This is a genomic window from Nonomuraea sp. NPDC052129, from assembly GCF_040680095.1.
Taxonomy (GTDB): domain Bacteria; phylum Actinomycetota; class Actinomycetes; order Streptosporangiales; family Streptosporangiaceae; genus Nonomuraea.
On sequence record NZ_JBFAVX010000009.1, the window covers coordinates 294064 to 317469 of the forward strand.

Consider the following 23406-nt stretch of genomic DNA (forward strand, 5'->3'; position numbering starts at 1 on the left):
TCGGCGTGATCGAATCGCCCGGGAGGACGTAATGGTGCAGGCCTACATCCTTATTCAGACCGAGGTCGGCAAGGCCGCGAGCGTGGCCCGCGAGATTTCCGGCATTCCCGGAGTCACGCAGGCGGAGGACGTCACCGGCCCCTACGACGTGATCGTGCGCGCGGAGGCCAACAACGTCGACGAACTGGGCAAGCTGGTAGTCGCCCAGATTCAGGCCGTGGAGGGCATCACACGTACTCTGACGTGCCCGATCGTCCATATTTGAGGTAAATCTAGTTCATGCGCCGCACCACTGTCCTGCTCGCCCTGTTGATCCTCGCGGGGTGCGGCGGTGCCGTTCGCGTGGAGCCGCCCAAGCCTCAGGGGGAGGCGGCGGCAGCCTGCGAGAGCCTGGCCGGGCGGCTGCCCAAGACGCTTGACGGCGCCCCGCGCGGTGAGTCCACGCCCGCGTCCACGTACGTCACGGTCTGGGGGGAGGCGGAGATCGCGCTCCGCTGCGGTGTGCCGCGCCCGGCGCGGATGTCCCCGACCGACACGTTGCAGGAGATCGACGGCGTGGGCTGGTTCGCCGACCCCGACAAGCCGACCCTGTACACCGCGATCGAGGACCCCGCCTATGTCGAGGTCACGATCGCGGGCACCCACGTCGCCCCCTCGGTCCTCGCGGACCTCTCGGGGCCGATCAGCCAGGCGTCGGCTTCCCAGAAGCCGACCCCGTAGTCAGTCAGCGCAGCCCCGGTGAACGGTGCAGGGCGAGCTGGATGAGCCGGTCGACCAGCGCCGGGTACGACAGCCCCGAGGCGGCCCACAGCTGCGGCGCCACCGACAACGAGGTGAACCCGGGCATGGTGTTGATCTCGTTGAAGACCAGCTTCCCCTCGGGCGTGTAGAAGAAGTCGACCCGCGACAGCCCCTCGCAGTCGAGCGCCTCGAACGCGCGCACGGCCATCTCCCGCAGCTCCTCGGCCACCGCCTCCGGGAGGTCGGCGGGCACGGTGAGCGACATCTGGTCGGGGTAGTACTTGGCCTCGAAGTCGAAGAACTCCTGACCGCCCTGGACCTTGACCTCACCCGGCGTCGAGGCGATCGCCGGCTCGTCGCCGAGTGACTCGAGCACCGCGCACTCGATCTCGCGCCCCTCGATGGCGGCCTCGATGAGCACCTTGGGATCGTGCTCGCGGGCGACCTCGACGGCCCGCTCCAGCGAGGCCCGGTCGTGCGCCTTGGAGATGCCCTGCGACGACCCGGCCCTGGCGGGCTTGACGAACACCGGCCAGCCGAGCTCCTCGGCCTCCTTCAGCACCCGCTCCCGGTAGAGCCGCCAGTCACGCTCGCGCACCACCACATGGCGTCCGATCGGCAGTCCCGCGGCGGCCATGACCGTCTTCATGTGGGCCTTGTCCATCCCCACCGCGCTGGCCAGTACGCCGGAGCCGACGTAGCGCACGCCGGCCATCTCCAGCAGGCCCTGGATCGTGCCGTCCTCGGCGAACGGGCCGTGCATGACGGGGAAGACCACGTCGACGCTGCCCAGCTCGACGGGGATGCTGCCCGGGTCGTAGGCCACCAGCGAGGCGCTGCCGGATGGCAACGCCAGGGCCGCGCCCGTGGTGTCGACGGCGGGCAGCTCGCCGGACTCGATGGCGAACCGCTGGTCCGACGCGGCCAGCACCCACCTGCCGTCCTGGGCGATCCCGATGGGGATCACCTCGTACTTGCTCCTGTCGATCGCCTCCAGGACACTGCCGGCTCCCATCAGGGACACAGCGTGCTCGGAATTGCGACCTCCGAAAACGACGGCGACGCGTGGCTTGCTCATGAGGTCCGAATCTACCGGCGCGTACGCCGCACAGCGAGTCAAGCGCGCGGGTGACGTCGCCATACGCGCCCTGGAGAGCGGGTCAAGCAAGCAGGTACGCGCGCTGGACAGCGAATCAAGCAAGCGGGTGACGTCGTCATACGCCGTAACGCTCGGGCTTGGGCGAGCGGGACATGAGCAGCATTCCGGCCTCGCTCGGCGACATGCCGTCGTGCACCACGCCGACGACGACCTCGGTGATCGGCATCTCCACATCGTGCTTCCTGGCCAGCTCCAGCACGGACTCGCAGGACTTGACGCCCTCGGCGGTCTGCCTGGTGGCGGCGATGACCTCGGCGAGCGTCATGCCTCGGCCCAGGTTCTCGCCGAACGTACGGTTGCGCGACAGCGGCGAGGTGCAGGTCGCCACCAGGTCGCCCATCCCGGCCAGACCGGCGAACGTGTGCGGGTCGGCCCCGAGCGCCGCGCCCAGCCGGGAGATCTCGGCCAGTCCCCTGGTCATCAGCATGGCGCCGACGTTGTCGCCCATCCCCATGCCCGAGGCCACGCCGACTGCCAGCGCGATCACGTTCTTGACCGCGCCGCCGAGCTCGACGCCGACCACGTCGGTGTTGGTGTAGGGGCGGAACCACGGCGGCAGATGGCAGACCGCCTGCAGGCGCCCGGCGACCTCCTCGTCCACACAGGCCACGACCGTGGCGGCGGGCTGGCGCTGGGCGATCTCCTTGGCCAGGTTGGGGCCCGAGACGACGGCGACCCGATCCTCGTGCACCCCCGCCACCTCGCGGATGACCTCGCTCATCCGCTTGGTCGTGCCGAGCTCGATGCCCTTCATCAGGCTGACCAGGACCGCGTCGCGCGGGATGTGCTCACGCCAGGCGGCCAGGTTGGGCCGCAGGGACTGCGACGGCACGGCGAGCACCACGAAGTCGGCCCCGTCGAGCGCTACAGCGGGGTCCGTCGTCGCGCGCAACGAAGGGGGCAGCGCCACGCCGGGCAGGTAGTCGAGGTTCGCGTGACTGCGCTCGATGCCCGCGACCAGCTCCGGCCGGCGGCCCCACAGCACGGTCTGGTTGCCCGCCTCGGCCAGGATCATCGCGAACGTGGTGCCCCACGATCCGGTGCCGAACACCGCGACCTTCGTCATACCGTCACCGTCCGGCCGGGTCGTAGGGGGCCGCGGGTGCCTGTTGCCCGCGCAGCGCGGCGAGCTGCTCGGTGATCGCCATCACGATGTCGTGGGTGGCCGCGCGCAGAACGTCGGCGTGCGGCTCCTGCCCTGTGTACGCCGACAGGTCGACCGGCGGCCCCACCATCACGCGGAACGTCTTGCGCGGGAACAGCCTGGGCCGCTTCTCCCCATAGGGCAGCAGCTCGTGCGCGCCCCAGTGGGCCACCGGGATCACCGGTGCGCCGCTCTCCAGCGCCAGCCTGGCCGCGCCCGTCTTGCCGACCATCGGCCACAGGTCGGGATCGCGGGTGCAGGTGCCCTCGGGATAGAAGAGGATCGCGGCGCCGTCCTTCAGCCGCGCCGCCGACTCGTGCAGCGATTTGGCCGCCTCGTTGCTGCCCCGCTCGACGGGGATGGCCCGCAGGGAGCGGACGGCGTTGCCCAGGAACGGCACCTTGAACAGCATGGCCTTGGCCAGGATGACCGGCCACCGCCCGTTGTTGTAGAGGAAGTGCGCCAGCAGCACGGGGTCGGTCCAGGAGAGGTGGTTCGTCGCGATGATGATGCCGCCTGTGCGAGGAATGCGCTCGCCCCTGCGCCAGTCCTTCTTGATCAGGAGCCATGACAGTGGTTTCACGATCACTACGGCCAGGGTCTCCCAGAAACGCGATGGGCGCGTGGGGCGGCTCATGATCTCCTCCTACGGTCTGCGCCCCAAGTCTCCCGGTTGGCCGCATGGGATGTCGAGGCGCGATGCTTAACCCTATGAGCATCCGCTGGTCACTGGTCATTCCGGTGAAGACGCTGGTCGCGGCCAAGACTCGGCTGGCGGCCGCCACGGGTCCGCACCGCACCCGGCTGGCCGTCGCCGTCGCCTGCGACACCGTCGCGGCGGCGCTCTCCTGCCCGCTGGTGGCCCGGGTAATCGTGGTGACCGCCGACCCGGCCGCCGCCGGGCCGCTGACCGCGCTGGGGGCCGAGGTGGTGCACGACCCGGACCGCGGCCTGAACACCGCCCTGCGCACGGGCGCGGCGCACGCCGTACGCGTCGCTCCCGGCGACGGGATCGGTGCCCTGCAGGCGGATCTGCCCGCCCTGCGTCCGGCGGAGCTGGCCACCGCACTGGCCCGCGCCGCGGAGTTCGACCAGTCTTTCGTGCCCGACGCGCTCGACGTCGGCACCACCTTCTACGGGGTACGGCCGGGCCGCCCGTTCACGCCGCGCTTCGGCGGGGAGTCGCGGGCCAAGCACCTGGCGGGCGGCGCCAAGGAGCTGTGTACGGAGGACATCGACTCGGTCAGGCGCGACGTGGACACCCCCGACGACCTGCGGGCCGCCATCGCCCTGGGACTGGGACGGCACACCGCGGCGGTCGTCGCCGAGCTGTGGCCGCCCTCATGACACGCCGGGGTCTCGCTGGGCGCGGACGCACCGTTTACGCTGGGCCGCATGCAGGCGACGGTGCGCAGTTTCGATCCGGTAACGCGTTCCGGCTCGGTCTTCCTCGACGACGGGACCGTGCTGGAGTTCGGCACGCCCGCCTTCGACGCTGGGCCGCTGCGGCTCCTGCGCTCGGGGCAGCGGGTCCGCCTGGCGATGACGGGTGACGAGATCACCTACATAACGCTGTCGACCTTTCCGCTCCCCTGATTCCCCGGGAATCCAGGAATCCCGGGGATAAGGAAACGCCCGGCCCCCCGACAGGGGACCGGGCGCCCGGCTACCTCTGGTGATTACTTCTTCTTCGAGAGCTTCTTGCCGCCGACGTTCACGAGTTCCTTGAAGTCCGAACCCGGACGGAACTTGGGCCCCCAGCTCTCCGCGACCGCGATTTCGGCACCCGTAGACGGGTTACGGGCGCTCCTGGCCCCCTTGTGGACCATCTCGAACGCGCCGAAGCCGGTGATCGAGACCTTGTCTCCGCTGGCGACCGCCTTCTGGATGGCGTCGATGATCGCGTTCACGGCCTCCGTGGCCGTCCTCCTGTCGCCCACCCGGTCTGCGATGGCGTCGACGAGTTCCCGCTTGTTCATAAAGGTCTGCTCCCCCAGTTACGGCTCGGGGTTCCAGCTCATGAGTTCTCGGTAGAAACCCCTTACGCGCTCGAAAGTAGGCGGGATCGCGGGGGAACTCAATCACCGAGCGTGTTTTCGGGTGCGCGTGGCGTGTCGAAATCGCTGTCGAGTGCGGCGAGAAACGCTTCGAGGCGGGCCGCCGCCCTTTCCGGATCCCGCTTGGCCAGATCGCAGATCGCGACGTACCGGCGGCCCAGCCGTTCCTTCTCGGCGGCGGGCAGCATGCGGACGCGGCGGTGCGCTTCGCGCAGCCGCCGCGCCAGTTCGTCGTCTTCTAGACGGTCGTCGGCAGCCATGGCTGCCGACCATTCTCGTACGTCGCCACATCGTCGGCATGACGCAGGGTCAGTCCGATGTCGTCGAGGCCCTCCATGAGGCGCCAGCGGGTGTAGTCGTCGATCTCGAAACCGACGCTCTCCCCGGCCCAGCGAACCTGGCGCTCCACGAGGTCGACGGTCACCTCCAGGCCCGGGTCGGCCTCGACGGCCGCCTGGAGCGCCTCGACCTTGTCGCCCGGCAGGACGACTGGAAGCAGGCCCATCTTGGTGGAGTTGTTGCGGAAGATGTCGCCGAAGCGGGCGGCGATCACGGCGCGGAAACCGTACTGCTGCAGGGCCCACACGGCGTGCTCGCGCGAGGAGCCGGTGCCGAAGTCGGGGCCCGAGACGAGGATCGAGGCGCCGTTGTAGGCCGGGTCGTTGAGCACGAACGCCGGGTCCTCGCGCCAGGCGGCGAACAGCCCCTTCTCGAACCCGGTCCGGCTGACCTGCTTGAGCCAGACGGCCGGGATGATCTGGTCGGTGTCGACGTTGCTGCGGCGCAGCGGCACCGCCGTACCGGTGTGGGTGGTGAAGGCGTCCATCGGAAGTCTCCTAAGCGAGGTCGGCGGGGGCGGTCAGGCGGCCGGTGACGGCGGTCGCGGCGGCGACCTGCGGCGACACCAGATGGGTGCGGCCACCCTTGCCCTGGCGGCCCTCGAAGTTGCGGTTGGAGGTGGAGGCGCTGCGCTCGCCCGGCTGGAGCGTGTCGGGGTTCATGCCGAGGCACATCGAGCAGCCCGCCTCGCGCCATTCGGCGCCGGCGGCCTTGAACACCTCGTGCAGGCCCTCCTGCTCGGCCTGGAGCTTGACCAGCATCGAGCCGGGCACGATCAGCGTGCGGGTGGTGACCTGGCGGCCGCGCAGGATCTCGGCGGCGGCGCGCAGGTCCTCGATGCGGCCGTTGGTGCACGAGCCGACGAAGACCGTGTCGACCTGGATCTCGCGCAGCGGCGTGCCGGCCGTGAGGCCCATGTACTCCAGCGCCCGCTCGGCCGAGGAGCGCGCGATCGGGTCGGTGAAGTCCTCGGGGCTGGGCACGGACGCGTCCAGCGGCAGGCCCTGGCCCGGGTTAGTGCCCCAGGTGACGTACGGCGTGAGCGTCGAGGCGTCGATCTCGACCACCTTGTCGAACACGGCGTCGTCGTCGGTGCGCAGCGACTTCCAGTATTCGACGGCCTGGTCCCACGCCTCGCCGGTCGGCGCGTGCTGACGGCCCTTGAGGTAGTCGAAGGTGGTCTCGTCGGGCGCGATCAGGCCCGCGCGGGCACCGGCCTCGATCGACATGTTGCAGACCGTCATGCGGCCCTCCATGGAGAGCTTGCGTACGGCCTCACCACGGTATTCGACGATGTAGCCCTGGCCGCCGCCGGTGCCGATCTTGGCGATGATGGCCAGGATCAGGTCCTTGGCCGTGACGCCGACGGGCAGCTCGCCCGAGACCTCGATGGCCATCGTCTTCGGCCGGTAGGCCGGCAGCGTCTGGGTGGCCAGCACGTGCTCGACCTCGGAGGTGCCGATGCCGAACGCGATGCCGCCGAACGCGCCGTGCGTGGAGGTGTGGGAGTCACCGCAGACGATCGTCATGCCCGGCTGGGTCAGGCCGAACTGCGGGCCGATGATGTGCACCACGCCCTGACCCGCGTCACCCATAGGATGCAGCCGGATGCCGAACTCGGCGGCGTTCTTGCGCAGCGTCTCGACCTGCGTCTTGGACACCGGGTCGGCGATCGGGCCGAGCACGGTCGGCACGTTGTGGTCTTCGGTGGCGATGGTGAGCTCAGGCCTGCGCACGGTCCGCCCGGCGAGACGGAGACCGTCGAACGCCTGCGGGCTGGTCACCTCGTGGATGAGGTGCAGGTCGATGTAGAGGAGGTCGGGTTCGCCGTCGGCGCGGCGCACGACATGCTGCTCCCAGACCTTCTCCGCCAATGTGCGGGCCATGATCTCCTCCTGGTTGATGCGATGCTCCCCATCGCGCTCCCTCGCGGGAGTGTCCTCCGACTTGCCTTCTCATATGTCGAGACGTCAGTATCGGTGTATGGACAACTCTAGCGGAGTCGGCGTACTGGACAAGGCCGTTCTGGTACTCAATGCCCTCGAAGCGGGTCCCGCTTCGCTGGCACAGCTGGTCCAGGCCACCGGCCTGGCCCGGCCCACGGCCCATCGGCTCGCCGTCGCACTCGAGCACCACCGCATCGTGACCCGTGACACGCAGGGCAGGTTCGTGCTCGGCCCACGGCTTTCCGAGTTGTCCACGGCGGCGGGTGAGGACCGGTTGCTCGCGGTGGCGGCCCCCGTGCTGATGCAGTTGCGCGACCTCACCGGCGAGAGCGCGCAGCTCTACCGGCGCCAGGGTGACGAGCGGGTCTGCGTGGCGGCGGCCGAACGGTCCAGCGGCTTGCGCGACACCGTGCCCGTGGGCTCGGCGTTGCCGATGACGGCGGGTTCCGCCGCCCAGATATTGCTGGCCTGGGAGGAGCCCGACCGCCTGCACCGGGGGTTGCGCGGCGCCAAGTTCACCGCCGCCACGCTGGCGTCGGTGCGGCGCAGAGGATGGGCGCACAGTGTCGGCGAGCGCGAGCAGGGGGTGGCCAGCGTCTCCGCGCCGATAAGGGGCAGCGGCGGCAAGGTCATCGCGGCGGTCTCGGTTTCCGGGCCCATCGAACGGCTGACGAGAGCCCCCGGCCGGCTGCACGCGGTGCCCGTCATGGCGGCGGCCGAACGCATCACGGAAGCGATGCGCCGCACGTCATGATCAGCAAAAGCGCCTATTTGGGGAGCCGAGTGCCTCGCGGGCGCACTAGCCTGAGTGCGTGACAGATCGCATCGAGGTAGCCGCCACTGAGCTGCGACCCCTGCTCGAAGAGTTCATCATCTGGGCGCGCGACAACGCGCCCGAGAGCGACCCCGAGCTTGTGGGACCAGCGGCGCTGTGGCACCGCCTCGCCTTCTCCCAGGATCTCGGCACGTGGAAGCGTGCCGACCTGCGCAACCTGCTGCTCGACCGCATGCCCAAGGTCGTGGAGGACCCCGACGCCGCCGCCGACGGGATGCTCCCGGCCGTCGACGCGTACCTGACGTTCCTCTCGCAGACCGGACGGCTCACCGAGGGTTCTGACTCCCTCTCCGACCTGCAGGCCGAGCTCGACGACGTCGAGGACGACTTCGTCGAGCTGATGGAGGACCTCCTCGACGCCGAAGGCGACGACGACGACGAGGAGGAGGAGATCGGCGACCTGGGCGACTTCGAGCCGTTCGCCGACGCGCTGGCCGACCTCGACACGATCAGGCTGCGCCCCGACTCCGAGCTGGCCACGGCCGCCCGCGAGGTGCCGCTGATCGCCCAGGCGCGCGACCTGGCCCTGTGGGTGGGCTCCGGGCGCAGGGTGGGGGAAGACACCCTGCTCTCCGACGACGAGGTGGCCGAGGCGCTGACCGCCGTCGGACTGCCCAGGCCGGAGACCGAGGGCTCGCTCGCCGAGGCCGTCCCGCAGCTGTGGAACGTCTGGAACCTCGCCGTCGACCTGGAGTTCCTGGAGCCGGGTGACGCCAACACCGTGGGCGTCCAGGACGACACGTCCGAGTGGCCGTTCGACGACGACGAGGACGTGCTCGACGCCTGGATGCTCGGCCTGCACTCGGTCGACTACGGCGACCCCGAGCTGGCCGACGAGGACCTCACCATGGCCCTGGCGGGCCTCACGCGGGGCGTGCTGGTCAGGCTGCTCCTCGGCGGCGGCTCCCGCGACCTCGCGGAGCTCGGCCAGGAGCTGTCCGAGGCGGCCGCGGAGCTCGACGAGCTGGGCGCCGACGCCTGGGAGGCGGCGGGCGACCCGCTCGCCGGGGCGCTCGCCTGGCTGACCGGCTACGGCATGGTCGAGATCACCGGCCAGACGGTCAGCCTCACGCCGCTCGGCACCGAGGGCGTCGTCCACCTGGTGGACGACTCCGACATCGAGGTCGACGCGCGGCCGGCCATCGAGTCGATGAGCGCCCACGAGCTGCTCGCGCTCAGCGCCGAGCTGCCGGAGGAGGACGCCGACGCCGAGTTCGCCGACTGGATGCGGCTGCGCGAGCCCGGCAAGGCGGCCGAGGAGCTGCTGGAGGCAGCCGCCCAGGACGAGTCGGACGCGCTCATCCGGGTGCAGGCGGCCAGCGTGGTCGGCACGCTCGGCGAGGCGGCGATCCCGGCCTGGCAGGAGGCGCTGAAGCAGTCCTCGCTGCGCCCCTACGCGGCCACGCACCTGAGCCAGCTCCAGGTGGAGGGCGCGCCGGAGCCGACGCAGGACGACACCCACTGGCTGATTCTCGACATGTGGACGATCTCGGCCGGGCTCGGCCGGTCGGAGTTCATCGGGAGCCTGCGGGACATCGGGCCCGAGCTGCTCAACAACCTGCTCGAGGTGATCTGGAAGATCCCGCACGCGCACGTGGAGGAGCTGCTGGACTTGATCTCTCAGGTCCACCCCGACAAGCAGGTCGCCAAGGCGGCGCGGCGGGCGCTGTTCAAGGCCCGCTCCAACTCCTAGGCACTTTCGGTACGAGATGGCGCCGCTCCAGCTGCTGGAGCGGCGCCATCGCCGTTCCGGCGACGTCTTGGGCGGGCAACCGGCTTGGACGGGAGACCGGCTTGGACGGACAAACGTCTTGGGCGGGGCAAAAGAAAAAGCCCCCGGCGCGAAATGCGACCGAGAGCGGTAATGAAAATGTAGTCCCGACCGGATTCGAACCGGCGCTACCGCCTTGAGAGGGCGGCGTCCTGGGCCACTAGACGACGGGACCTTCGTGAGCTTGTGGCAGTGGTAGTCCCGACCGGATTCGAACCGGCGCTACCGCCTTGAGAGGGCGGCGTCCTGGGCCACTAGACGACGGGACCCTGTCCACAAGCGATTTTGCCAGGTTCCCCCGGCAACGCAGGTAACTCTACCGCACCCTCGGAGCACCACCAAACCACTATCAGGCCAGCAGATCGGGCCTATGGCGGCGGACCCAGTCGCCCATCGGGCCGCGTTCCCAGAGTGGATCGACGGCGCCGAGCGGGATGCCGAGCCACTGGAGGCCGGTCTCCGGATCGACGGGCACCGCGGCGAGCTGAGCCCGCATCCACGGGGGTATCCGCAGTGGCACGTCACGCTCGCCCCAGCCGATCAGCCCGACGGACCGCAGGGCGTCGGCCCGCACCCGGACGCCGCCGAGACGGCCGATCGGACGGGGACTGGCCATCCGGCTCTCCACGACGTCGATCCGCTCCATCCGGGCCCATGCCAGCCGGAGGCGGAAGCCCTGGGCGTCGGCCAGCTCTACGCCCTGCGGGGAGAAGCGCACGACGGTGCCCGCCACCATCCGGCGGTGCTTGATCGCCAGCACACCGGTGAGCGCGCCGACGCCGAGGGCGCCGATCAGCACGCCGGCGGCCGTGCTGCCCGTCGCGATGGCGCCGAGCAGGAGGCACACGGGGAAGAAGAGCACGAGGGGCATCAGGAGGGGAGCCAGGAAGGCGAGGAACGACCCTGGCCGCATCCGAAATTCATCCATAAGCAAAAAACGGACGCCTCTATGAGGCATCCGTTAAGCGCTGGGGTACCAGGACTCGAACCTAGACTAACTGAACCAGAATCAGTCGTGCTGCCAATTACACCATACCCCACCGGCCCGAACCCCGTGGGGTGCGTTAAGGCGACGTCCGAAAGAATAGCCCAGCTTGGGCGCCAAGACCAAAACGATTGCCGAACCGCCTTCCTCCGGGGCGCGGAAGGGGGCCGGGCGTGCCAAGCTGAGGGGGACAAAGCACCACGTGGAGGAGCCCAAGCGTTGGCAGAGAACCCCTTCTTCGCCCCCAGCAGCCTGCCCTACCAGCTGCCGCCCTTCGAGGAGATCCGCGAGGAGCACTACCTCCCCGCGTTCGAGCGCGGGATGGCGGAAGGGCTGGCCGAGGTCGAGGCGATCGCGGACAGCGGCGAGCCGCCCACCTTCGACAACACGATCGCCGCGCTGGAGCGTTCCGGGCGCATCCTGGAGCGCGTGTCCGCGGCCTTCTTCAGCATCGTCTCCTCCAACTCCACGGAGGGCGTCCTGGAGCTGGAGAAGCAGATCTCGCCCGCGCTGGCCAAGCACAGCGACGCGATCCGGCTCAACCGCGCGCTCTGGGCCCGTGTCAAGCGGGTGACCACGGACGACCCCGAGGAGTCGTGGCTGCTGGAGAAATACCGCGAGGACTTCGTCCGGGCCGGTGCCGACCTGACGGAGGCCGAGCAGGGCGAGCTGCGGCGGCTCAACGAGGAGCTGTCCCGGCTGTCCACCGAGTTCGCCCAGAACCTGCTGAAGGCACTGAGCGAGTCCGCGCTGGTCGTCGACGACGCCAAGGATCTCGACGGCTTCGACGAGGCCACGATCCAGTCGCTGGCGAAGGACGGGCGCTACGTCCTGCCGCTGCTCAACTACACCAACCAGCCGGGGCTGGCCCAGCTCACCGACCGCGACGTGCGCCGCAGGCTCTACACGCTGAGCGTGGAGCGGGCGCCGCACAACTTCGAGCTGGCGATCAAGATGGCCACGCTGCGGGCCGAGCGGGCCGCGCTGCTGGGCTTCCCCAACCACGCCGCCCACACGGTCGCCGACCAGACGGCCAAGACCGTGGAGGCGGTCGAGGCCATGCTGGGGCAGCTCGTCGGGCCGGCCGTACGCAATGCGAAGAAAGAGGCGGAGGCGCTCGCCGAGCAGGCCGGGTTCGCGGTCGAGCCGTGGGACTGGTCCTACTACTCGGAGAAGGTGCGCCAGGCCCGCTACGACTTCGACGCAGGGGCCATGCGGCCCTACTTCGAGCTGTGGCGCGTCTACCGCGACGGCGTGTTCTACGCGGCCACCCGGCTCTACGGCGTCACGTTCACCGAGCGGCCCGACCTGAAGGGCTACCACGAGGACGTACGCGTCTACGAGGTGTTCAACGAGGACGGCGGCCGGCTCGGCCTGTTCCTGCTCGACCCGTACGCCCGGCCCAACAAGCGGGGCGGCGCATGGATGAACAACCTGGTCGACCAGTCGGGCCTGTTCGGTGAGCTGCCGGTCGTGATGAACAACCTCAACATCACCAAGCCGGGCGCCGGGCCGACGCTGCTGACCTACGACGAGGTGAGCACGGCCTTCCACGAGTTCGGGCACGCGCTGCACGGGTTGTTCTCCGAGGTGCGCTTCCCCCGCGTGTCGGGCACCAGCGTGCCGCGCGACTTCGTCGAGTACCCGTCCCAGGTCAACGAGATGTGGGCGACCTGGCCGGAGATCCTGGCCAACTACGCCAAGCACCACGAGACGGGCGAGCCGATGCCCGCCGAGCTGGTGGAGAAGATGAAGGCCGCGGAGAAGTTCAACCAGGGCTTCATGACGGTCGAATATCTGGCCGCGACCCTCCTCGACTGGGCCTGGCACAAGCTGGCCGCGGGTGAGGCGGTGGCCGACGCCGAGGCGTTCGAGTCCGCGGCGCTGGAGGCGGCCGGGATCGCCCTGCCGACGGTCCGGCCGCGTTACCGGACCAACTACTTCGCGCACATCTTCGCGGGGGGCTACAGCGCCGGCTACTACTCCTATATCTGGAGCGAGGTGCTGGACGCCGAGAGCGTCCTGTGGTTCAAGGAGAACGGCGGCCTGGAGCGGGCGAACGGCGACCACTTCCGCCGCGAGCTGCTGTCCAGGGGCGGCAGCATCGACCCGCTGACCGCCTTCCGCAACTTCCGCGGCCGGGAGCCCAGCATCCAGCCGCTGCTGGAGCGCCGCGGCCTCCTCTGACGCCCGACGCGCCTGTCCGGCGTGCTCGTCCGGCTCAGGGGTGCGACGGCGCCGTACCCCTGAGTGCCCGCCGGATCGTCGCGGTCAGCCCTGGAGGCGGGCCAGGGCGGCGCGGATCCGCTCCTCGGTGCGTTCGCGGCCGAGCACCTCGATCGACTCGAACAGCGGCAGGCCCACCGTCCGGCCCGTGACGGCGACGCGTACGGGCGCCTGGGCCTTGCCCAGCTTGAGGCCGTGGGCGGCACCGACCTGCTCCAGCGCCTCCTTGAGCGACTCGGGGTCCCAGTTGACGCCCTGGAGCCGCTCCAGATAGCCGCCGAGGATCTCCACCGGGGAGTTCTTCATCGCCTTGTCCCAGGAGGCCTCGTCGAACACGGGCTCGTCCAGGAAGAGGAAGTCGACGTTCTGCCTGATCTCGGACAGCACGGTGATGCGGGTCTGCGCCAGCGCGGCGACCTTGCTGAACATCTCCCGGTCCCAGTCGGCCTCGAGATAGGACGAGCAGCGCTCCTCGAACGTCTCGACGGGCAGGGCGCGGATGTACTCGCCGTTGAAGGCCCGCAGCTTCTTCTCGTCGAAGAAGGCGCTGGCGGAGTTGACGCTCTCCAGCTTGAACAGCGGCATCATCTCCACCCACGGCATGATCTCGCGGTCGTCGCCGGGGCCCCAGCCGAGCAGCATGAGGTAGTTGACCATGGCCTCGGCCAGGTAGCCCTCGGCGCGGTAGTCCTCCAGTGCCACCTTGTCGCGGCGCTTGGACAGCTTCTTGCGCTGCTCGTTGACGATCACCGGCAGGTGCGCCCAGACCGGCGGGTTGGCGCCGAGCGCGGGCCACAGGAGCTGCTGCTTGGCCGCGTTGCCCAGGTGCTCCTCGCCGCGCACCACGTGGGTGATGCCCTGGGTGATGTCGTCGACCGCGTTGGCCAGCACGTAGAGCGGCGAGCCGTCGGTGCGGGCGATGACGAAGTCCTCCTGGGCGTCATTGGGGAACTCCACCCGGCCCCTGATGACGTCCTCGACGACCGTGACGCCCTCGTCGGAGGTGCGGAAGCGGACGGCGCCCTCGGTCAGGCCCCGGTCACGGCAGAAACCGTCATAGCCCTTGTGCTCGGAGCCGGTGCGGGCGACGAGCGTCTCGCGGGTGCAGTCGCAGAAGTACGCCTTGCCGTCGGCGAGCAGTTTGGCCACGGCCTCGCGGTGCTGCGGCTCGTAGGCCGACTGGAAATAGGGGCCCTCGAACACCGGGTTGGTGCCGTTGATGCCGATCCAGTCGAGCGCCGAGATGATGCCCTCGGTCCACTCGGGCCGGTTGCGCGTCGCGTCGGTGTCCTCGACGCGCAGCACGAAGCGGCCGCCGGACTGCTCGGCCAGCGCCCAGTTGAACAGTGCCGTGCGGGCGCCGCCGACGTGGAACATACCGGTCGGCGACGGGGCGAAACGCACCCGTAGATCAGTCACGGGAGACCACCTTGTTCGTCAGAGTGCCGATGCCTTCGATGCCGACGCTGACCTCGTCACCGACCTCGACCGGGCCGACGCCCGCCGGGGTGCCGGTCAGGATCACGTCGCCGGGGATCAGCGTCATGACCGCGCTGACGTAGGCGACCAGCGCGGGAATGTCGTGGATGAGCTGGTTGGTACGGCCGCTCTGGCGCACCTCACCGTTGACCGTCGTCGTGAGCGCCAGGTCGGAGGGGTCGAGGTCCGTCTGGATCCACGGCCCGAGCGGGCAGAAGGTGTCGAAGCCCTTGGCCCTGGTGAACTGGACGTCCTTCTTCTGCAGGTCGCGGGCGGTGACGTCGTTGGCGCACGTGTAGCCGAAGATGACGTCCTTGGCGCGCTCGACCGGCACCTCGCGGCAGAGCCGGCCGATCACCAGGGCCAGCTCGCCCTCGTAGTCGACGCGGTGGGACAGCGACGTCGGGTAGGCGATGGGCTCGCCGTGGCCGATCACGGAGGTGGACGGCTTGATGAAGATGAGCGGCTCGTCCGGGACCTCGTTGCCCAGCTCACGGGCGTGCTCGGCGTAGTTTCTGCCGATGGCCACCACCTTGCTGGGCAGCATCGGGGCCAGCAGCCGCACTTGGGACAGCGGGTGGCGTTCGCCGGTGAACTGAACGTCCCCGAACGGGTGCCCGGAGATCGCGGACACGAACTCCTCACCGGGGCCACCCTCGACCACGCCGAACGACACGCCTTCGCCTGTGGAGAACCTCGCTATACGCACCTGACAAGGCTATCGCCGCCGCCACCCCCTCCGCCCGCCTCATGAATCGGTCATAAACGCACCTAAAGTCCGTTTTGTCGCGCATTTTCGGTTGCCTGGAGGTTACGAGGTCTTTGTGACACATCGAGTGTCGGGAGGTGACGGATCGTGGCTGACACGGTAGTCAATCAACAGGGCACCGTACCGCGGGCCAGGACGATGGAAGGCGGCCCGTCCGGCTCGCTGGTGACCGACAAGGGCACCACGACCATCGAGGACGTGGTCGTCGCGAAGATCGCCGGCATCGCGGCGCGCGAGGTGTCCGGCGTGTACGACATGGGCGGCGGCACCGCCAGAGCACTCAGCACCATGCGCGGCATCGTCGGCGGCGACAAGAGCCTCTCCCAGGGAGTCTCGGTGGAGGTGGGCCAGCGGCAGGCGGCCGTGGACCTCGACCTGGTCGCCGAATACGGCATCGCGATCCCGGAGTTGGCCGGGGCCGTGCGCAGGAACGTCATCAACGCGATCGAGCGCATGTGCGGGCTCGAGGTCACCGAGGTGAACATCGGGGTCGACGACGTACACCTGCCCATGCGGGACACACCCGCCGGGGAGGAGAGCGGTATGGGCACCGCCGAGGGAGAGCGGTCCCGCGGCAAGGCGGAACAGGGGCCCAGGGTCCAATGACCGAGGCCCAGACGAGCGGCGCTCAGACGAGCGGCGCCCCGGCGAGTGCTGCCCAGGCAAGCGGCCCGGCGAGTGCGGCTCAGGCGAGTGGCGCCGCTACAAGTGGCGCCCAGGCGCCCGGTGCTCAGATCGCCGGAGCCGGAGGGACGGACGCCCCGGCGAGCGAGGCCCAGCTGGTCGCCGAGCGGGTTCGCGCCTGCGCCGGGGTGGCCGGGCTGTCGGGCGGCCTCTTCGGGACGGTGGCGACCTACCTGCCCGGCGAGCGCCTCACGGGCGTCTCCGTGGACGAGCGCGAGGTGACCATCGCCATCGTGGCGCGCCTCGGCCGCCCACTGCCCGAGACGGCGGAAGAGGTACGGCGGGCGGTGGCCGACCTGGCCGGCGACCGTCCGGTGAACATCCGGATCGACGACGTGGCGCCCGAAGAGACGGTGCCAGAAGAGCAGACGCCCGAAGACGCGGTGAAGGAGACCTCAAGATGAACATCTCATGGTTGCCCGTGATCGGCATGGCCGTGGGCATGGTGCTGGGCATCGTCGGCGCCATCGGCGGGCTCGGCGCCTTCCTCCTTGTGCTCGTCCTGGGCGCGATCGGTCTTCTGGTGGGCCGCATCATGGAGGGCGGCGAGGTGAACCTGTCGAACCTCTCCGTGAGACGGAAATGACCACGGACACGCCCGCGTCCCAGGCGTCCGCCGTGCTGGTGCCGGGGCAGCGTCCTACTCCGGCGGTACCGCCCGAGGGGCGTGGCCGTACGGAGGTCACGGACCGCGTGGCGGCCAAGATCGCCCGCCATGCCGCCGGTGAGGTGGCTGGGGTGCGCGAGGTGATCGAACGCGGCGGGCTACGCGGGACACGCCCGGCGAGCGCCACGGTGCGGGGTGACACCGTGGAGATCGGGCTGACCGTGTCCGTGGCCTATCCGATGCCGCTGCGCGGGGTGGCGGCCGCGATCAGGAGCCACGTGGCGAGCAGGATCGCCGCGCTGACGGGACTCCAGGTGTCCCACGTGGACATCACGATGGCCGAACTCACGGCCCCGCCCGCGCCGACGTGGGGGTCCTCTCGGGAGTCTTTTTCGCGGGAGTCCTTGCCGGAGGCACCGCAGGAGACCTCGCGGGGGACCGCACGACAGGCACCACCCAAGCCGCCGCCGCGGACACCGCCGGAGGTTTCGCCATGAGCACCGGAGCCCACGGGGCGGATGAACCGGTGACGACGACCCTGGGCGACCAGGCGATGGAGGCGCCGCTGGGGGGTGCGATCGGGCCCTCGGGGGGCGGCAGCGCCGGGCGGGCGGCGGATCGGGCGGCGATGCGGGCCTTCAGGCCGCGGCGGACCGTACCCGCCGTCGTGGTGGCCGCGCTGCTCATGATCCTGGGCGTGGTGGTGGCCGCGCAGACGATCTCGGCGCTCGCCGGGCGGCCGCTGCGGTGGGTTCGCCTGGACCGGATGCTGAGCTGGGCGGCGTCCACTCCGTGGAACAACGGGCTGTTCCTGTTCGGCGCCGCGATCGTCGCGCTGGTCGGGCTGGCGCTGATCGTGGCCGCACTGGTGCCCGGCAGGCCGCGGTTGGTGCCGGTACGCACCGGGGACGCGGACCTGATCATCGGCATGCGGCGCAGGAGCTTCGCCAGGGCACTGGCGCATGCCGCGGAAGGGGTTCCGGGCGTGCACGCGGCCCGCGCCTCGGTCCGCGGCCACACGGCCGCCGTCACCGCGACCACCGCCGGGTGGGATCGGGAGCGGTTCGGCGAGGCCGTACACACCGCGGTGCTGTCCAGGCTCGTGGCGCTGAGCCCCATCGAGCCGTACCACGTGAAGGTCAACGTGAGGGAGCGCAAGTGAACCGCAGAACGAGCCGCGGCAACCGCTGGGGACTGGCCCTGACCGGGATCGTGCTGCTCTTGATCGGCGTCTACGCGCTGGCCCGCGGCCTGGGGGCGTTCGGGCGGGCCCGCGCGCTGACGCCGATCGTGAACTTCTCCGTGTGGTCGTTCTTCGCGGCCTGGAGCCCGTGGATCTGGTGGGCCATCGCGCTGGTGGCCGTGATCGTGGCGCTGCTCGGCCTGCGCTGGCTGTTCGTCCAGGGGCGCCGCGACAGCCGCGACTCGCTGCGGCTGGAGACCGGCCCCGGAGGTGTCACCGACCTCACCGCGAAGGGCATGACGTCCGCGGTCGCGGCGGACGTCGAGACCAGCCCCGCCGTGCTGAGCGCCGGGGCCGACCTCGGGGGCTCCGGCCCCCGGCTGCTGGTACGGCTGCGCCTCGTGGCGGACGAGCAGGCGCCGATGAGCGAGCTCAGGGACCACCTGTCGGGCGTGGCGATCCCGCACATGCGCAGCGCGCTGGACCAGGATCGCGTACCGGCGGTGGCCCGGGTGACCCTGGAACCCGCCCCGACCGCACACCGCGTCGTCCGCTGAGACGTCGCTCCAGCTGAAGCGCTGGTCGGCGCTGGTCGGCGCTAGCCATCCAGCGGGTTGCGGGCGATGCGGTCGGTGATGCCCGCCCGCACGAACTGGCCCGCGAGGCTGGCCGGCTTGCGGGTGCCCTGATCGGTGACGCAGGCCGCGAACTCCTTGGCGATCTCCAGCCGCGGATGGCGGGCGAGCACCTCCTGCCGCACCTCCGCCGGGATCTCATCGGTACGCCGGCCCGAGATGTCCATGCCGGTCGACAGCTCCAGCAGGTGTCCCTCGGGATCCTCGGCCAGCGGCACCTCGTCCCACATGTGGCGGATGATCACCTCGGCGGCCCGGACCCTGCGCTCGACCGGCCACCCGGCCCCCGCCGCGAACGCCCAGGCCACATGCCCGCCCGTCTCCTCGAACGGCACCGTGTGGCTGTCGAACTCCGCGGTCAGCCCGATGTCGTGCAGCATCGACGACACGTACAGGAGCTCAAGGTCAAAGGCGATCTCATGCAAGCCCGCGTACGCCGCCGCCCACAGGTAGGCGCGGACGGAGTGGTTGAGCAACGAGGGCGAGTGATACCTGGTCGCCACCTCCAAGGCGCCCCGGCAGACGGGGGTGTCCGGGATCACGATGTCGTCGTATCTCATGCCCTCAGCATGTCGTGAAATATCCGGCCCGGAAACCGAGCCGCATCGAGCCGCTAACGATCCGGCACCCAACTTGACCAGTTGATCGTGATTCGGTCAGCATGTTCCGCCCCCATCTTTTTGCCCGGAAGGAACCGGCGTGCGCCGCCTTGCGATCCCCCTCGCTCTCATGCTCGTTTCCACCGGGCTGGTGAGCACCGCGCACGCCGACACGTCGGTGAAGCGCACCTCGCAGTGCCAGGGCGACTGGCTGCCCGGTACGCCCACGGCTGACGAGGTCATGCGGGGTGAGCTGCCCCTGGTCGAGCAGCCTCCGGTGAAGATCGGCAAGAAGATCAACTGGAGCATGAGCCCGTACCACAACCGTTCTTGGGAGTTCGTCTTCCAGTCGCTGCGCTGGATGGGCACGCTCGTCGTGGCGTACGAGAACAGCGGCGAGGAGCGTTACCTCGACCGGGCCGTGGAGATCACCAAGGACTGGGCCGCGAGCAACAGGCGGGGCGCCCGCGGCACCCCGTCGTACGCCTGGAAGGACCACCCCGTCTCGCTCCGCTCCCAGGCGCTGGTCTGCCTGAGCATGCACGTCAAGGACGCCTGGCTCAAGCAGACGCTGGCCGAGCACGGCAAGCTCCTGACCGACTCGCGGCTCTACAAGAAGGGCCACAACCACGGGATCGACCAGGACATCGCGCTCATGGGCATCGCCTGCCGCTACGGCCGCAAGGACTGGCTGAGCCTGGCCGTCAAGCGGCTGACCGGCACGGTCAAGCTCGACGTCGACTCCCAGGGCGCGCTCATGGAGCAGGCGCCGCGCTACGCCGTCTACGTGCACAGCAGGCTCATGGTCGCGATGACCAACATGAAGGACTGCGGCCGCAAGGTGCCCGGCGAGATCACCAAGCGGGCCGACGCGCTCAAGACGTTCGTGGCCCACTCCACCCAGCCCAACGGCTTCATGGTGCCGATCGGCGACGGCAGCGCCGAGGTCGAGCCCAAGATCGAGACCGGCACGCCCAAGGAGAAGGTCAAGGTCTACAAGGCCGGTTACGTGTACGGCCGGACCGACTGGGGCAAGCCCGAATCCGCCTTCTACTCGATCAGGTTCGGCCCCGGCCTGAAGTTCCACGGCCACGAGGACCACCTGAGCGTGACCTACTACGCCCAGGGCCGCGACATCCTGGTCGACGGCGGTTTCAACTCCTACGAGAAGAGCTCCTACCGCTACTGGACGCTCTCCCCCGAGGCGCACAACGTGCCGTCCGTGGTGGGCGGGCGCTTCCGTCCGCGCACGGCCAGCAAGCTCATCAAGTCCTCGTACGGCAAGGACCGGCAGTCCTTCCGGCTGACCGACAAGGCTTATGGCACCTCCCGTACCCGATCGGTGCTGGTGAACCACGACCAGGACGTGATGGCGGTGCTCGACACCGCGTCGGGCGGCAAGAAGGTCAAGAACCTGTGGCGGTTCGCCCCGTCGCTCAAGGTGATCTCCAACGGCGGCGGCCGGGTCGTGCTGGGCGACGGGAAGTACCGGGTCACGATGGTCCAGCTGGCGGGGTGCAAGCCGGTGGGCGGGCAGCAGGTGCAGCGGGGCGGGAAGCTGGGGTGGGTGTCGCCGACGTACCTGTCCAAGGTGCCGACGAACGTCGTCGTCTCCCCCGCCGCCAAGTCGCTGCTGACGGTCATCGTGCCCGACACCGACGCGCCGAAGGTGTCCTGCTCGGGCGGGAAGGTCAAGGTCCAGGGCCTGACCTTCCCCGCCAAGCTGCTCTAGCCGGCTGGCTAGAACGGCTAGCCCCGTTTTCCGCACGTCAGGTTGATTGAAGATCGCCGGATTGCCGTGGTGATCGCCATCACGGTATGACCTGGGCTGGTGAGACAGCCGACCACAGGCGATCGGTCGGCTCGTAACGCACCCGTGGGACCTGACGGCGCAGGACCGCGTTCTGATGTCGCGATGCCGACGGCGTGGGCTTGGCCGCGCGGGGGCCGACCCGCTCAGGAGCTGCTGGGACGATTTCAGTGTTATGCCCCGCCCGGCGGCCTGCCGAGCGGGCTACAACACGGCCAGACCATACCGCGGCCCGCGCCCACTCGCGCGATCGGCAGGTACGAGCGGTCGGCCGCCCCCGCCGCCGGGCGGGCGAGTGACAACAGGTGCTTGAAGAAGATGTTGTTGAACGCTTTCACAACCATGGAGTCCGGGAGATACTGCAGCAGCAGCTCGCTTGAGGTGAGCGACTTGCTGTCGAGCTCGGGGATGTGCCCGTCACGCTCGGGGCCGTAGTTGCACGTGTCGATGACCGTCTTCCCGGCCAGTGGCACGGCGGGCAAGTTGGGGAACGCCTTGACCGGCACCGTGACCACGACGATGTCACCGGCCGCCGCGGCCTCCCCGCTCGTCGCCGCGGACGCCCGCGGCCCCAGTTCTGCGACCGTGTCCGCGAGCGTTTCGGGACGGCGCGAGTTGCTGAGCACGACCTGATGCCCGGCCTCGACGGCGAGCCGCGCGATGGTGCTGCCGATGGCGCCGCTGCCGATGAATCCCACAGTCGTCATATTCTGAGCCGCCCTCCTGTCATGTGCCGGACTCGTTGAGACTCGGGTCCTTGCCATCAGCCGGCGGGAAAGTAGTGGCCGTTGTCCAGATCGGCGAGCAGGCGGGGCCGAGCGGGTTCCCAGCCGAGGGTCCGGCGGGTGACGAGGTTGGACGCCGGGTAGCTCTGCGTGACGATGTTCGCGAGGAACCCGAAGTATCCCGGCAGCACCAGTTCGTCCACGGGAACGCTCACGGCGGGCAGGCCCAGACGGCTGCCGATGGCCTCGGCGATCTCGCGGAACGGGATGCCCCCGTCGTCGACCGCGTGCCAGTATTTGCCGGCCGGGCCCTTCTCCAGCGCCAGGCGGAACAAGGAGGCAACATCGCGGATGTGCACGGCGTTCCACAGGTTCGCGCCGTCTCCGGGGTAACCGATGAAGCCCTTCTCCTTCGCGAGCGCGATCAGCGTCGGGAGGAAGCCGGCACGATCGGTCGTGCTGTGCGCGATGTTGGCGATCCGCACGACCGAAGACCGCACGCCCTGCTCGGCGAGGCCGACTACGGCGGTTTCCACGACGTTACGAGCCCGCAGGGTGCCCTTGTGCTCATCGCCACTGGGAAGGGCCGGGTCCTCCTCGGTGGCCGTCCGGCCCAGGAATCCCTGCCCGGGCGAGCCGATGCTCCCCGCCGCGACCAGCGGCTTTCCGGTTCCCGCCAGTGCCTCGCCGTAGGCGAGCATGATCGGGAGCTCGGCGGCGGCCACGGCGTGGATCCCGCCGGAGAAAAGCAGGTCTTGCCGGTGCGCGACGTGGATGACGCCGTCGGAGTCCGCAGCCGCTTCCTTGAGCCCGTCGAGATCCTCGAGGTCGCCGCGACGCACCTTCGCGCCGAGCGCGGACAACGCCGCCGCGGCAGTGTCCGACCGGGCCAGGCCGGTGACCTCGTGCCCGGCGGCGATGAGCTCGGGGACGATGTACGAACCGGAATGGCCGGTCCCGCCAGTGACGAAAACGCGCATTCTGCTGTTCCTTATGAGTGAGCTGGCGCGAGAATCGGTGGTGCGGGTGTGCTCAGCTGAGATTGCTGACGCCGAGGGCGAAGTTGAAGTCCCCCACGCCGTGGCGGGCCAGGTTGATCATCAGCAGGCCCGTCCCTTCCAGCCAGTGCGCCATCTCCAGGCCTCCGGCATCCAGGGGGCGCAACCCGAGGCTCTCGATGAACGCCGATACGCTTGCCTTGGCCCGCGCGTCGTCGCCGGCGAAGAGCACGTCCAATGGGCGCCCTGGGGCCAGGACATGGCCGAAGACGGTGTTGAACGCCTTCACGACGTGCGCGCTCGCCGGGGCGGCCTTGGCGATCTCCTGCGCGACGGAAGTGCCGTCAGGGGTGGTCAGCCCGGTGGCGTCGGCTTTCATGGGGTTGGTGATGTCGATGATGACCTTGCCGGCTAGTGCGTCCCCGTACTGGGCGACGACCGGCACGGCGCTGGCGTTCGGCACGGCGAGGATGACGATGTCGCCGGCTGGGGCGGTGCCGAATGTCCCGGCCGTGGCGCCGCCGCCGAGCGCGGCGGCCAGGTCCTTGGCCTTGGCCGCGTCGCGACCGACGACCTCGATGGCGTGGCCGCCCTCGACCGCGCGGGCGCCAATGGCGCGGCCCATACCCCCCAGGCCAATAATGCTGATGCTGCTCATGGAGTACCTGCTTTCTGGAGCTGGATAGGACGCCATGCCCACCCGTCGTTGTCAAC

The 23406-nt window shown here is 69.8% G+C and carries 28 protein-coding genes and 3 tRNA genes; 14 read left to right on the forward strand and 17 right to left on the reverse strand.

Going from position 1 to position 23406, the window contains the following annotated elements; translation table 11 throughout:
- The first annotated feature begins 31 nt into the window (after positions 1 to 31).
- Complete coding sequence (locus tag AB0L53_RS22705) at positions 32 to 265, forward strand: Lrp/AsnC ligand binding domain-containing protein (protein WP_225291979.1); 234 nt, start codon at positions 32 to 34, stop codon at positions 263 to 265.
- Between the two features lie 14 nt (positions 266 to 279).
- Positions 280 to 720, forward strand: a complete 441-nt coding sequence (locus tag AB0L53_RS22710) for a DUF3515 domain-containing protein (protein WP_363996939.1) — start codon at positions 280 to 282, stop codon at positions 718 to 720.
- A 4-nt stretch (positions 721 to 724) separates the two neighbouring features.
- Here the strand turns inward: AB0L53_RS22710 and AB0L53_RS22715 are convergent, their stop codons facing one another.
- The 3 genes from AB0L53_RS22715 to AB0L53_RS22725 form a co-directional block, all read right to left on the reverse strand.
- Positions 725 to 1819: a D-alanine--D-alanine ligase family protein gene (locus AB0L53_RS22715; protein WP_363996942.1), complete on the reverse strand. Its 1095-nt coding sequence runs from the start codon at positions 1817 to 1819 to the stop codon at positions 725 to 727.
- A gap of 136 nt (positions 1820 to 1955) precedes the next feature.
- Complete coding sequence (locus AB0L53_RS22720; RefSeq protein WP_363996945.1) at positions 1956 to 2966, reverse strand: NAD(P)H-dependent glycerol-3-phosphate dehydrogenase; 1011 nt, start codon at positions 2964 to 2966, stop codon at positions 1956 to 1958.
- Positions 2967 to 2970: 4 nt separating this feature from the next.
- Positions 2971 to 3681, reverse strand: a complete 711-nt coding sequence (locus AB0L53_RS22725) for a lysophospholipid acyltransferase family protein (RefSeq protein ID WP_363996948.1) — start codon at positions 3679 to 3681, stop codon at positions 2971 to 2973.
- Positions 3682 to 3755: 74 nt separating this feature from the next.
- On the opposite strand from AB0L53_RS22725, the gene cofC reads away from it, so the two are divergent.
- Entirely contained in the window at positions 3756 to 4391 is a 636-nt protein-coding gene (gene cofC / locus AB0L53_RS22730; protein ID WP_358539581.1) for a 2-phospho-L-lactate guanylyltransferase, read from the forward strand.
- A 48-nt stretch (positions 4392 to 4439) separates the two neighbouring features.
- Positions 4440 to 4640 carry a hypothetical protein gene (locus AB0L53_RS22735; protein ID WP_357643721.1) on the forward strand — a complete coding sequence of 67 codons (201 nt, stop codon included), beginning with the start codon at positions 4440 to 4442 and terminating at the stop codon, positions 4638 to 4640.
- An 83-nt stretch (positions 4641 to 4723) separates the two neighbouring features.
- Here the strand turns inward: AB0L53_RS22735 and AB0L53_RS22740 are convergent, their stop codons facing one another.
- The 4 genes from AB0L53_RS22740 to leuC form a co-directional block, all read right to left on the reverse strand.
- Positions 4724 to 5023 carry an HU family DNA-binding protein gene (locus AB0L53_RS22740; protein ID WP_357643719.1) on the reverse strand — a complete coding sequence of 100 codons (300 nt, stop codon included), beginning with the start codon at positions 5021 to 5023 and terminating at the stop codon, positions 4724 to 4726.
- A 98-nt stretch (positions 5024 to 5121) separates the two neighbouring features.
- On the reverse strand, positions 5122 to 5361 hold the full coding sequence (locus AB0L53_RS22745) for a hypothetical protein (RefSeq protein WP_358428868.1): 240 nt from the start codon (positions 5359 to 5361) through the stop codon (positions 5122 to 5124).
- Positions 5340 to 5927 (reverse strand): 3-isopropylmalate dehydratase small subunit, encoded by a 588-nt coding sequence (gene leuD, locus AB0L53_RS22750; protein WP_363996953.1) that lies wholly within the window; start codon positions 5925 to 5927, stop codon positions 5340 to 5342. Before leuD ends, AB0L53_RS22745 begins: the two co-directional genes overlap by 22 nt.
- A 10-nt stretch (positions 5928 to 5937) precedes the next feature.
- Positions 5938 to 7326: a 3-isopropylmalate dehydratase large subunit gene (gene leuC, locus AB0L53_RS22755; RefSeq protein WP_363996956.1), complete on the reverse strand. Its 1389-nt coding sequence runs from the start codon at positions 7324 to 7326 to the stop codon at positions 5938 to 5940.
- A gap of 97 nt (positions 7327 to 7423) precedes the next feature.
- On the opposite strand from leuC, the gene AB0L53_RS22760 reads away from it, so the two are divergent.
- Together AB0L53_RS22760 and AB0L53_RS22765 are read left to right on the forward strand one after the other, a co-directional pair.
- Positions 7424 to 8140, forward strand: a complete 717-nt coding sequence (locus AB0L53_RS22760) for an IclR family transcriptional regulator (protein WP_225291990.1) — start codon at positions 7424 to 7426, stop codon at positions 8138 to 8140.
- A 58-nt stretch (positions 8141 to 8198) separates the two neighbouring features.
- Complete coding sequence (locus AB0L53_RS22765; protein WP_363996960.1) at positions 8199 to 9914, forward strand: hypothetical protein; 1716 nt, start codon at positions 8199 to 8201, stop codon at positions 9912 to 9914.
- Between the two features lie 180 nt (positions 9915 to 10094).
- On the opposite strand, the gene AB0L53_RS22770 is transcribed toward AB0L53_RS22765, so the two are convergent.
- From AB0L53_RS22770 to AB0L53_RS22785, 4 genes are all read right to left on the reverse strand, one after another.
- Positions 10095 to 10167: transfer RNA gene (locus AB0L53_RS22770), tRNA-Glu, on the reverse strand.
- Positions 10168 to 10185: 18 nt separating this feature from the next.
- Positions 10186 to 10261, reverse strand: a tRNA-Glu gene (locus AB0L53_RS22775).
- 80 nt (positions 10262 to 10341) lie between these two features.
- Entirely contained in the window at positions 10342 to 10905 is a 564-nt protein-coding gene (locus tag AB0L53_RS22780) for a hypothetical protein (RefSeq protein WP_363996963.1), read from the reverse strand.
- Between the two features lie 55 nt (positions 10906 to 10960).
- A tRNA-Gln gene (locus AB0L53_RS22785) sits at positions 10961 to 11032 on the reverse strand.
- A gap of 164 nt (positions 11033 to 11196) precedes the next feature.
- Between AB0L53_RS22785 and AB0L53_RS22790 the strand changes: the two genes are divergently transcribed.
- A complete protein-coding gene (locus AB0L53_RS22790) occupies positions 11197 to 13164 on the forward strand; it encodes a M3 family metallopeptidase (protein ID WP_363996966.1) in 1968 nt (655 codons plus the stop codon).
- 84 nt (positions 13165 to 13248) lie between these two features.
- On the opposite strand, the gene gltX is transcribed toward AB0L53_RS22790, so the two are convergent.
- Positions 13249 to 14622, reverse strand: a complete 1374-nt coding sequence (gltX, locus tag AB0L53_RS22795) for a glutamate--tRNA ligase (RefSeq protein WP_358539558.1) — start codon at positions 14620 to 14622, stop codon at positions 13249 to 13251.
- Positions 14615 to 15391 carry a fumarylacetoacetate hydrolase family protein gene (locus tag AB0L53_RS22800; RefSeq protein ID WP_225291995.1) on the reverse strand — a complete coding sequence of 259 codons (777 nt, stop codon included), beginning with the start codon at positions 15389 to 15391 and terminating at the stop codon, positions 14615 to 14617. Before AB0L53_RS22800 ends, gltX begins: the two co-directional genes overlap by 8 nt.
- A 198-nt stretch (positions 15392 to 15589) precedes the next feature.
- Here AB0L53_RS22800 and AB0L53_RS22805 point away from each other — a divergent pair, with 198 nt between their 5' ends.
- From AB0L53_RS22805 to AB0L53_RS22830, 6 genes are read left to right on the forward strand one after another with little or no spacing between them, the layout of a single operon-like run.
- Entirely contained in the window at positions 15590 to 16057 is a 468-nt protein-coding gene (locus AB0L53_RS22805) for an Asp23/Gls24 family envelope stress response protein (protein ID WP_363997061.1), read from the forward strand.
- Positions 16054 to 16539, forward strand: coding sequence for a hypothetical protein (locus AB0L53_RS22810; RefSeq protein ID WP_363996970.1), 486 nt, complete (start codon positions 16054 to 16056; stop codon positions 16537 to 16539). Before AB0L53_RS22805 ends, AB0L53_RS22810 begins: the two co-directional genes overlap by 4 nt.
- Positions 16536 to 16721 carry a hypothetical protein gene (locus tag AB0L53_RS22815; RefSeq protein ID WP_363996973.1) on the forward strand — a complete coding sequence of 62 codons (186 nt, stop codon included), beginning with the start codon at positions 16536 to 16538 and terminating at the stop codon, positions 16719 to 16721. The genes AB0L53_RS22810 and AB0L53_RS22815 overlap by 4 nt, the downstream gene beginning before the upstream one ends.
- Positions 16718 to 17239 carry an Asp23/Gls24 family envelope stress response protein gene (locus AB0L53_RS22820; protein ID WP_363996976.1) on the forward strand — a complete coding sequence of 174 codons (522 nt, stop codon included), beginning with the start codon at positions 16718 to 16720 and terminating at the stop codon, positions 17237 to 17239. Before AB0L53_RS22815 ends, AB0L53_RS22820 begins: the two co-directional genes overlap by 4 nt.
- Complete coding sequence (locus AB0L53_RS22825) at positions 17236 to 17904, forward strand: DUF6286 domain-containing protein (protein WP_363996979.1); 669 nt, start codon at positions 17236 to 17238, stop codon at positions 17902 to 17904. Before AB0L53_RS22820 ends, AB0L53_RS22825 begins: the two co-directional genes overlap by 4 nt.
- Positions 17901 to 18482, forward strand: coding sequence for an alkaline shock response membrane anchor protein AmaP (locus tag AB0L53_RS22830; protein ID WP_363996982.1), 582 nt, complete (start codon positions 17901 to 17903; stop codon positions 18480 to 18482). Before AB0L53_RS22825 ends, AB0L53_RS22830 begins: the two co-directional genes overlap by 4 nt.
- A gap of 41 nt (positions 18483 to 18523) precedes the next feature.
- Here the strand turns inward: AB0L53_RS22830 and AB0L53_RS22835 are convergent, their stop codons facing one another.
- Entirely contained in the window at positions 18524 to 19120 is a 597-nt protein-coding gene (locus AB0L53_RS22835; protein ID WP_363996985.1) for a cyanamide hydratase, read from the reverse strand.
- Positions 19121 to 19259: 139 nt separating this feature from the next.
- Here AB0L53_RS22835 and AB0L53_RS22840 point away from each other — a divergent pair, with 139 nt between their 5' ends.
- Complete coding sequence (locus tag AB0L53_RS22840; RefSeq protein WP_363996988.1) at positions 19260 to 20891, forward strand: heparinase II/III family protein; 1632 nt, start codon at positions 19260 to 19262, stop codon at positions 20889 to 20891.
- 251 nt (positions 20892 to 21142) lie between these two features.
- Here AB0L53_RS22840 and AB0L53_RS22845 read toward each other — a convergent pair whose 3' ends face one another.
- Genes AB0L53_RS22845 through AB0L53_RS22855 form a run of 3 tightly spaced genes read right to left on the reverse strand, consistent with a single transcriptional unit; the run spans position 21143 to position 23386 of the window.
- Positions 21143 to 21676: an NAD(P)-binding domain-containing protein gene (locus AB0L53_RS22845; protein ID WP_363996991.1), complete on the reverse strand. Its 534-nt coding sequence runs from the start codon at positions 21674 to 21676 to the stop codon at positions 21143 to 21145.
- Between the two features lie 56 nt (positions 21677 to 21732).
- Entirely contained in the window at positions 21733 to 22674 is a 942-nt protein-coding gene (locus AB0L53_RS22850; protein ID WP_363996994.1) for an SDR family oxidoreductase, read from the reverse strand.
- A 52-nt stretch (positions 22675 to 22726) separates the two neighbouring features.
- The gene (locus AB0L53_RS22855) at positions 22727 to 23386 is read right to left on the reverse strand and encodes an NAD(P)-binding domain-containing protein (RefSeq protein WP_363997063.1); all 660 of its coding nucleotides are present in this window, start codon (positions 23384 to 23386) and stop codon (positions 22727 to 22729) included.
- Positions 23387 to 23406: the final 20 nt, after the last annotated feature.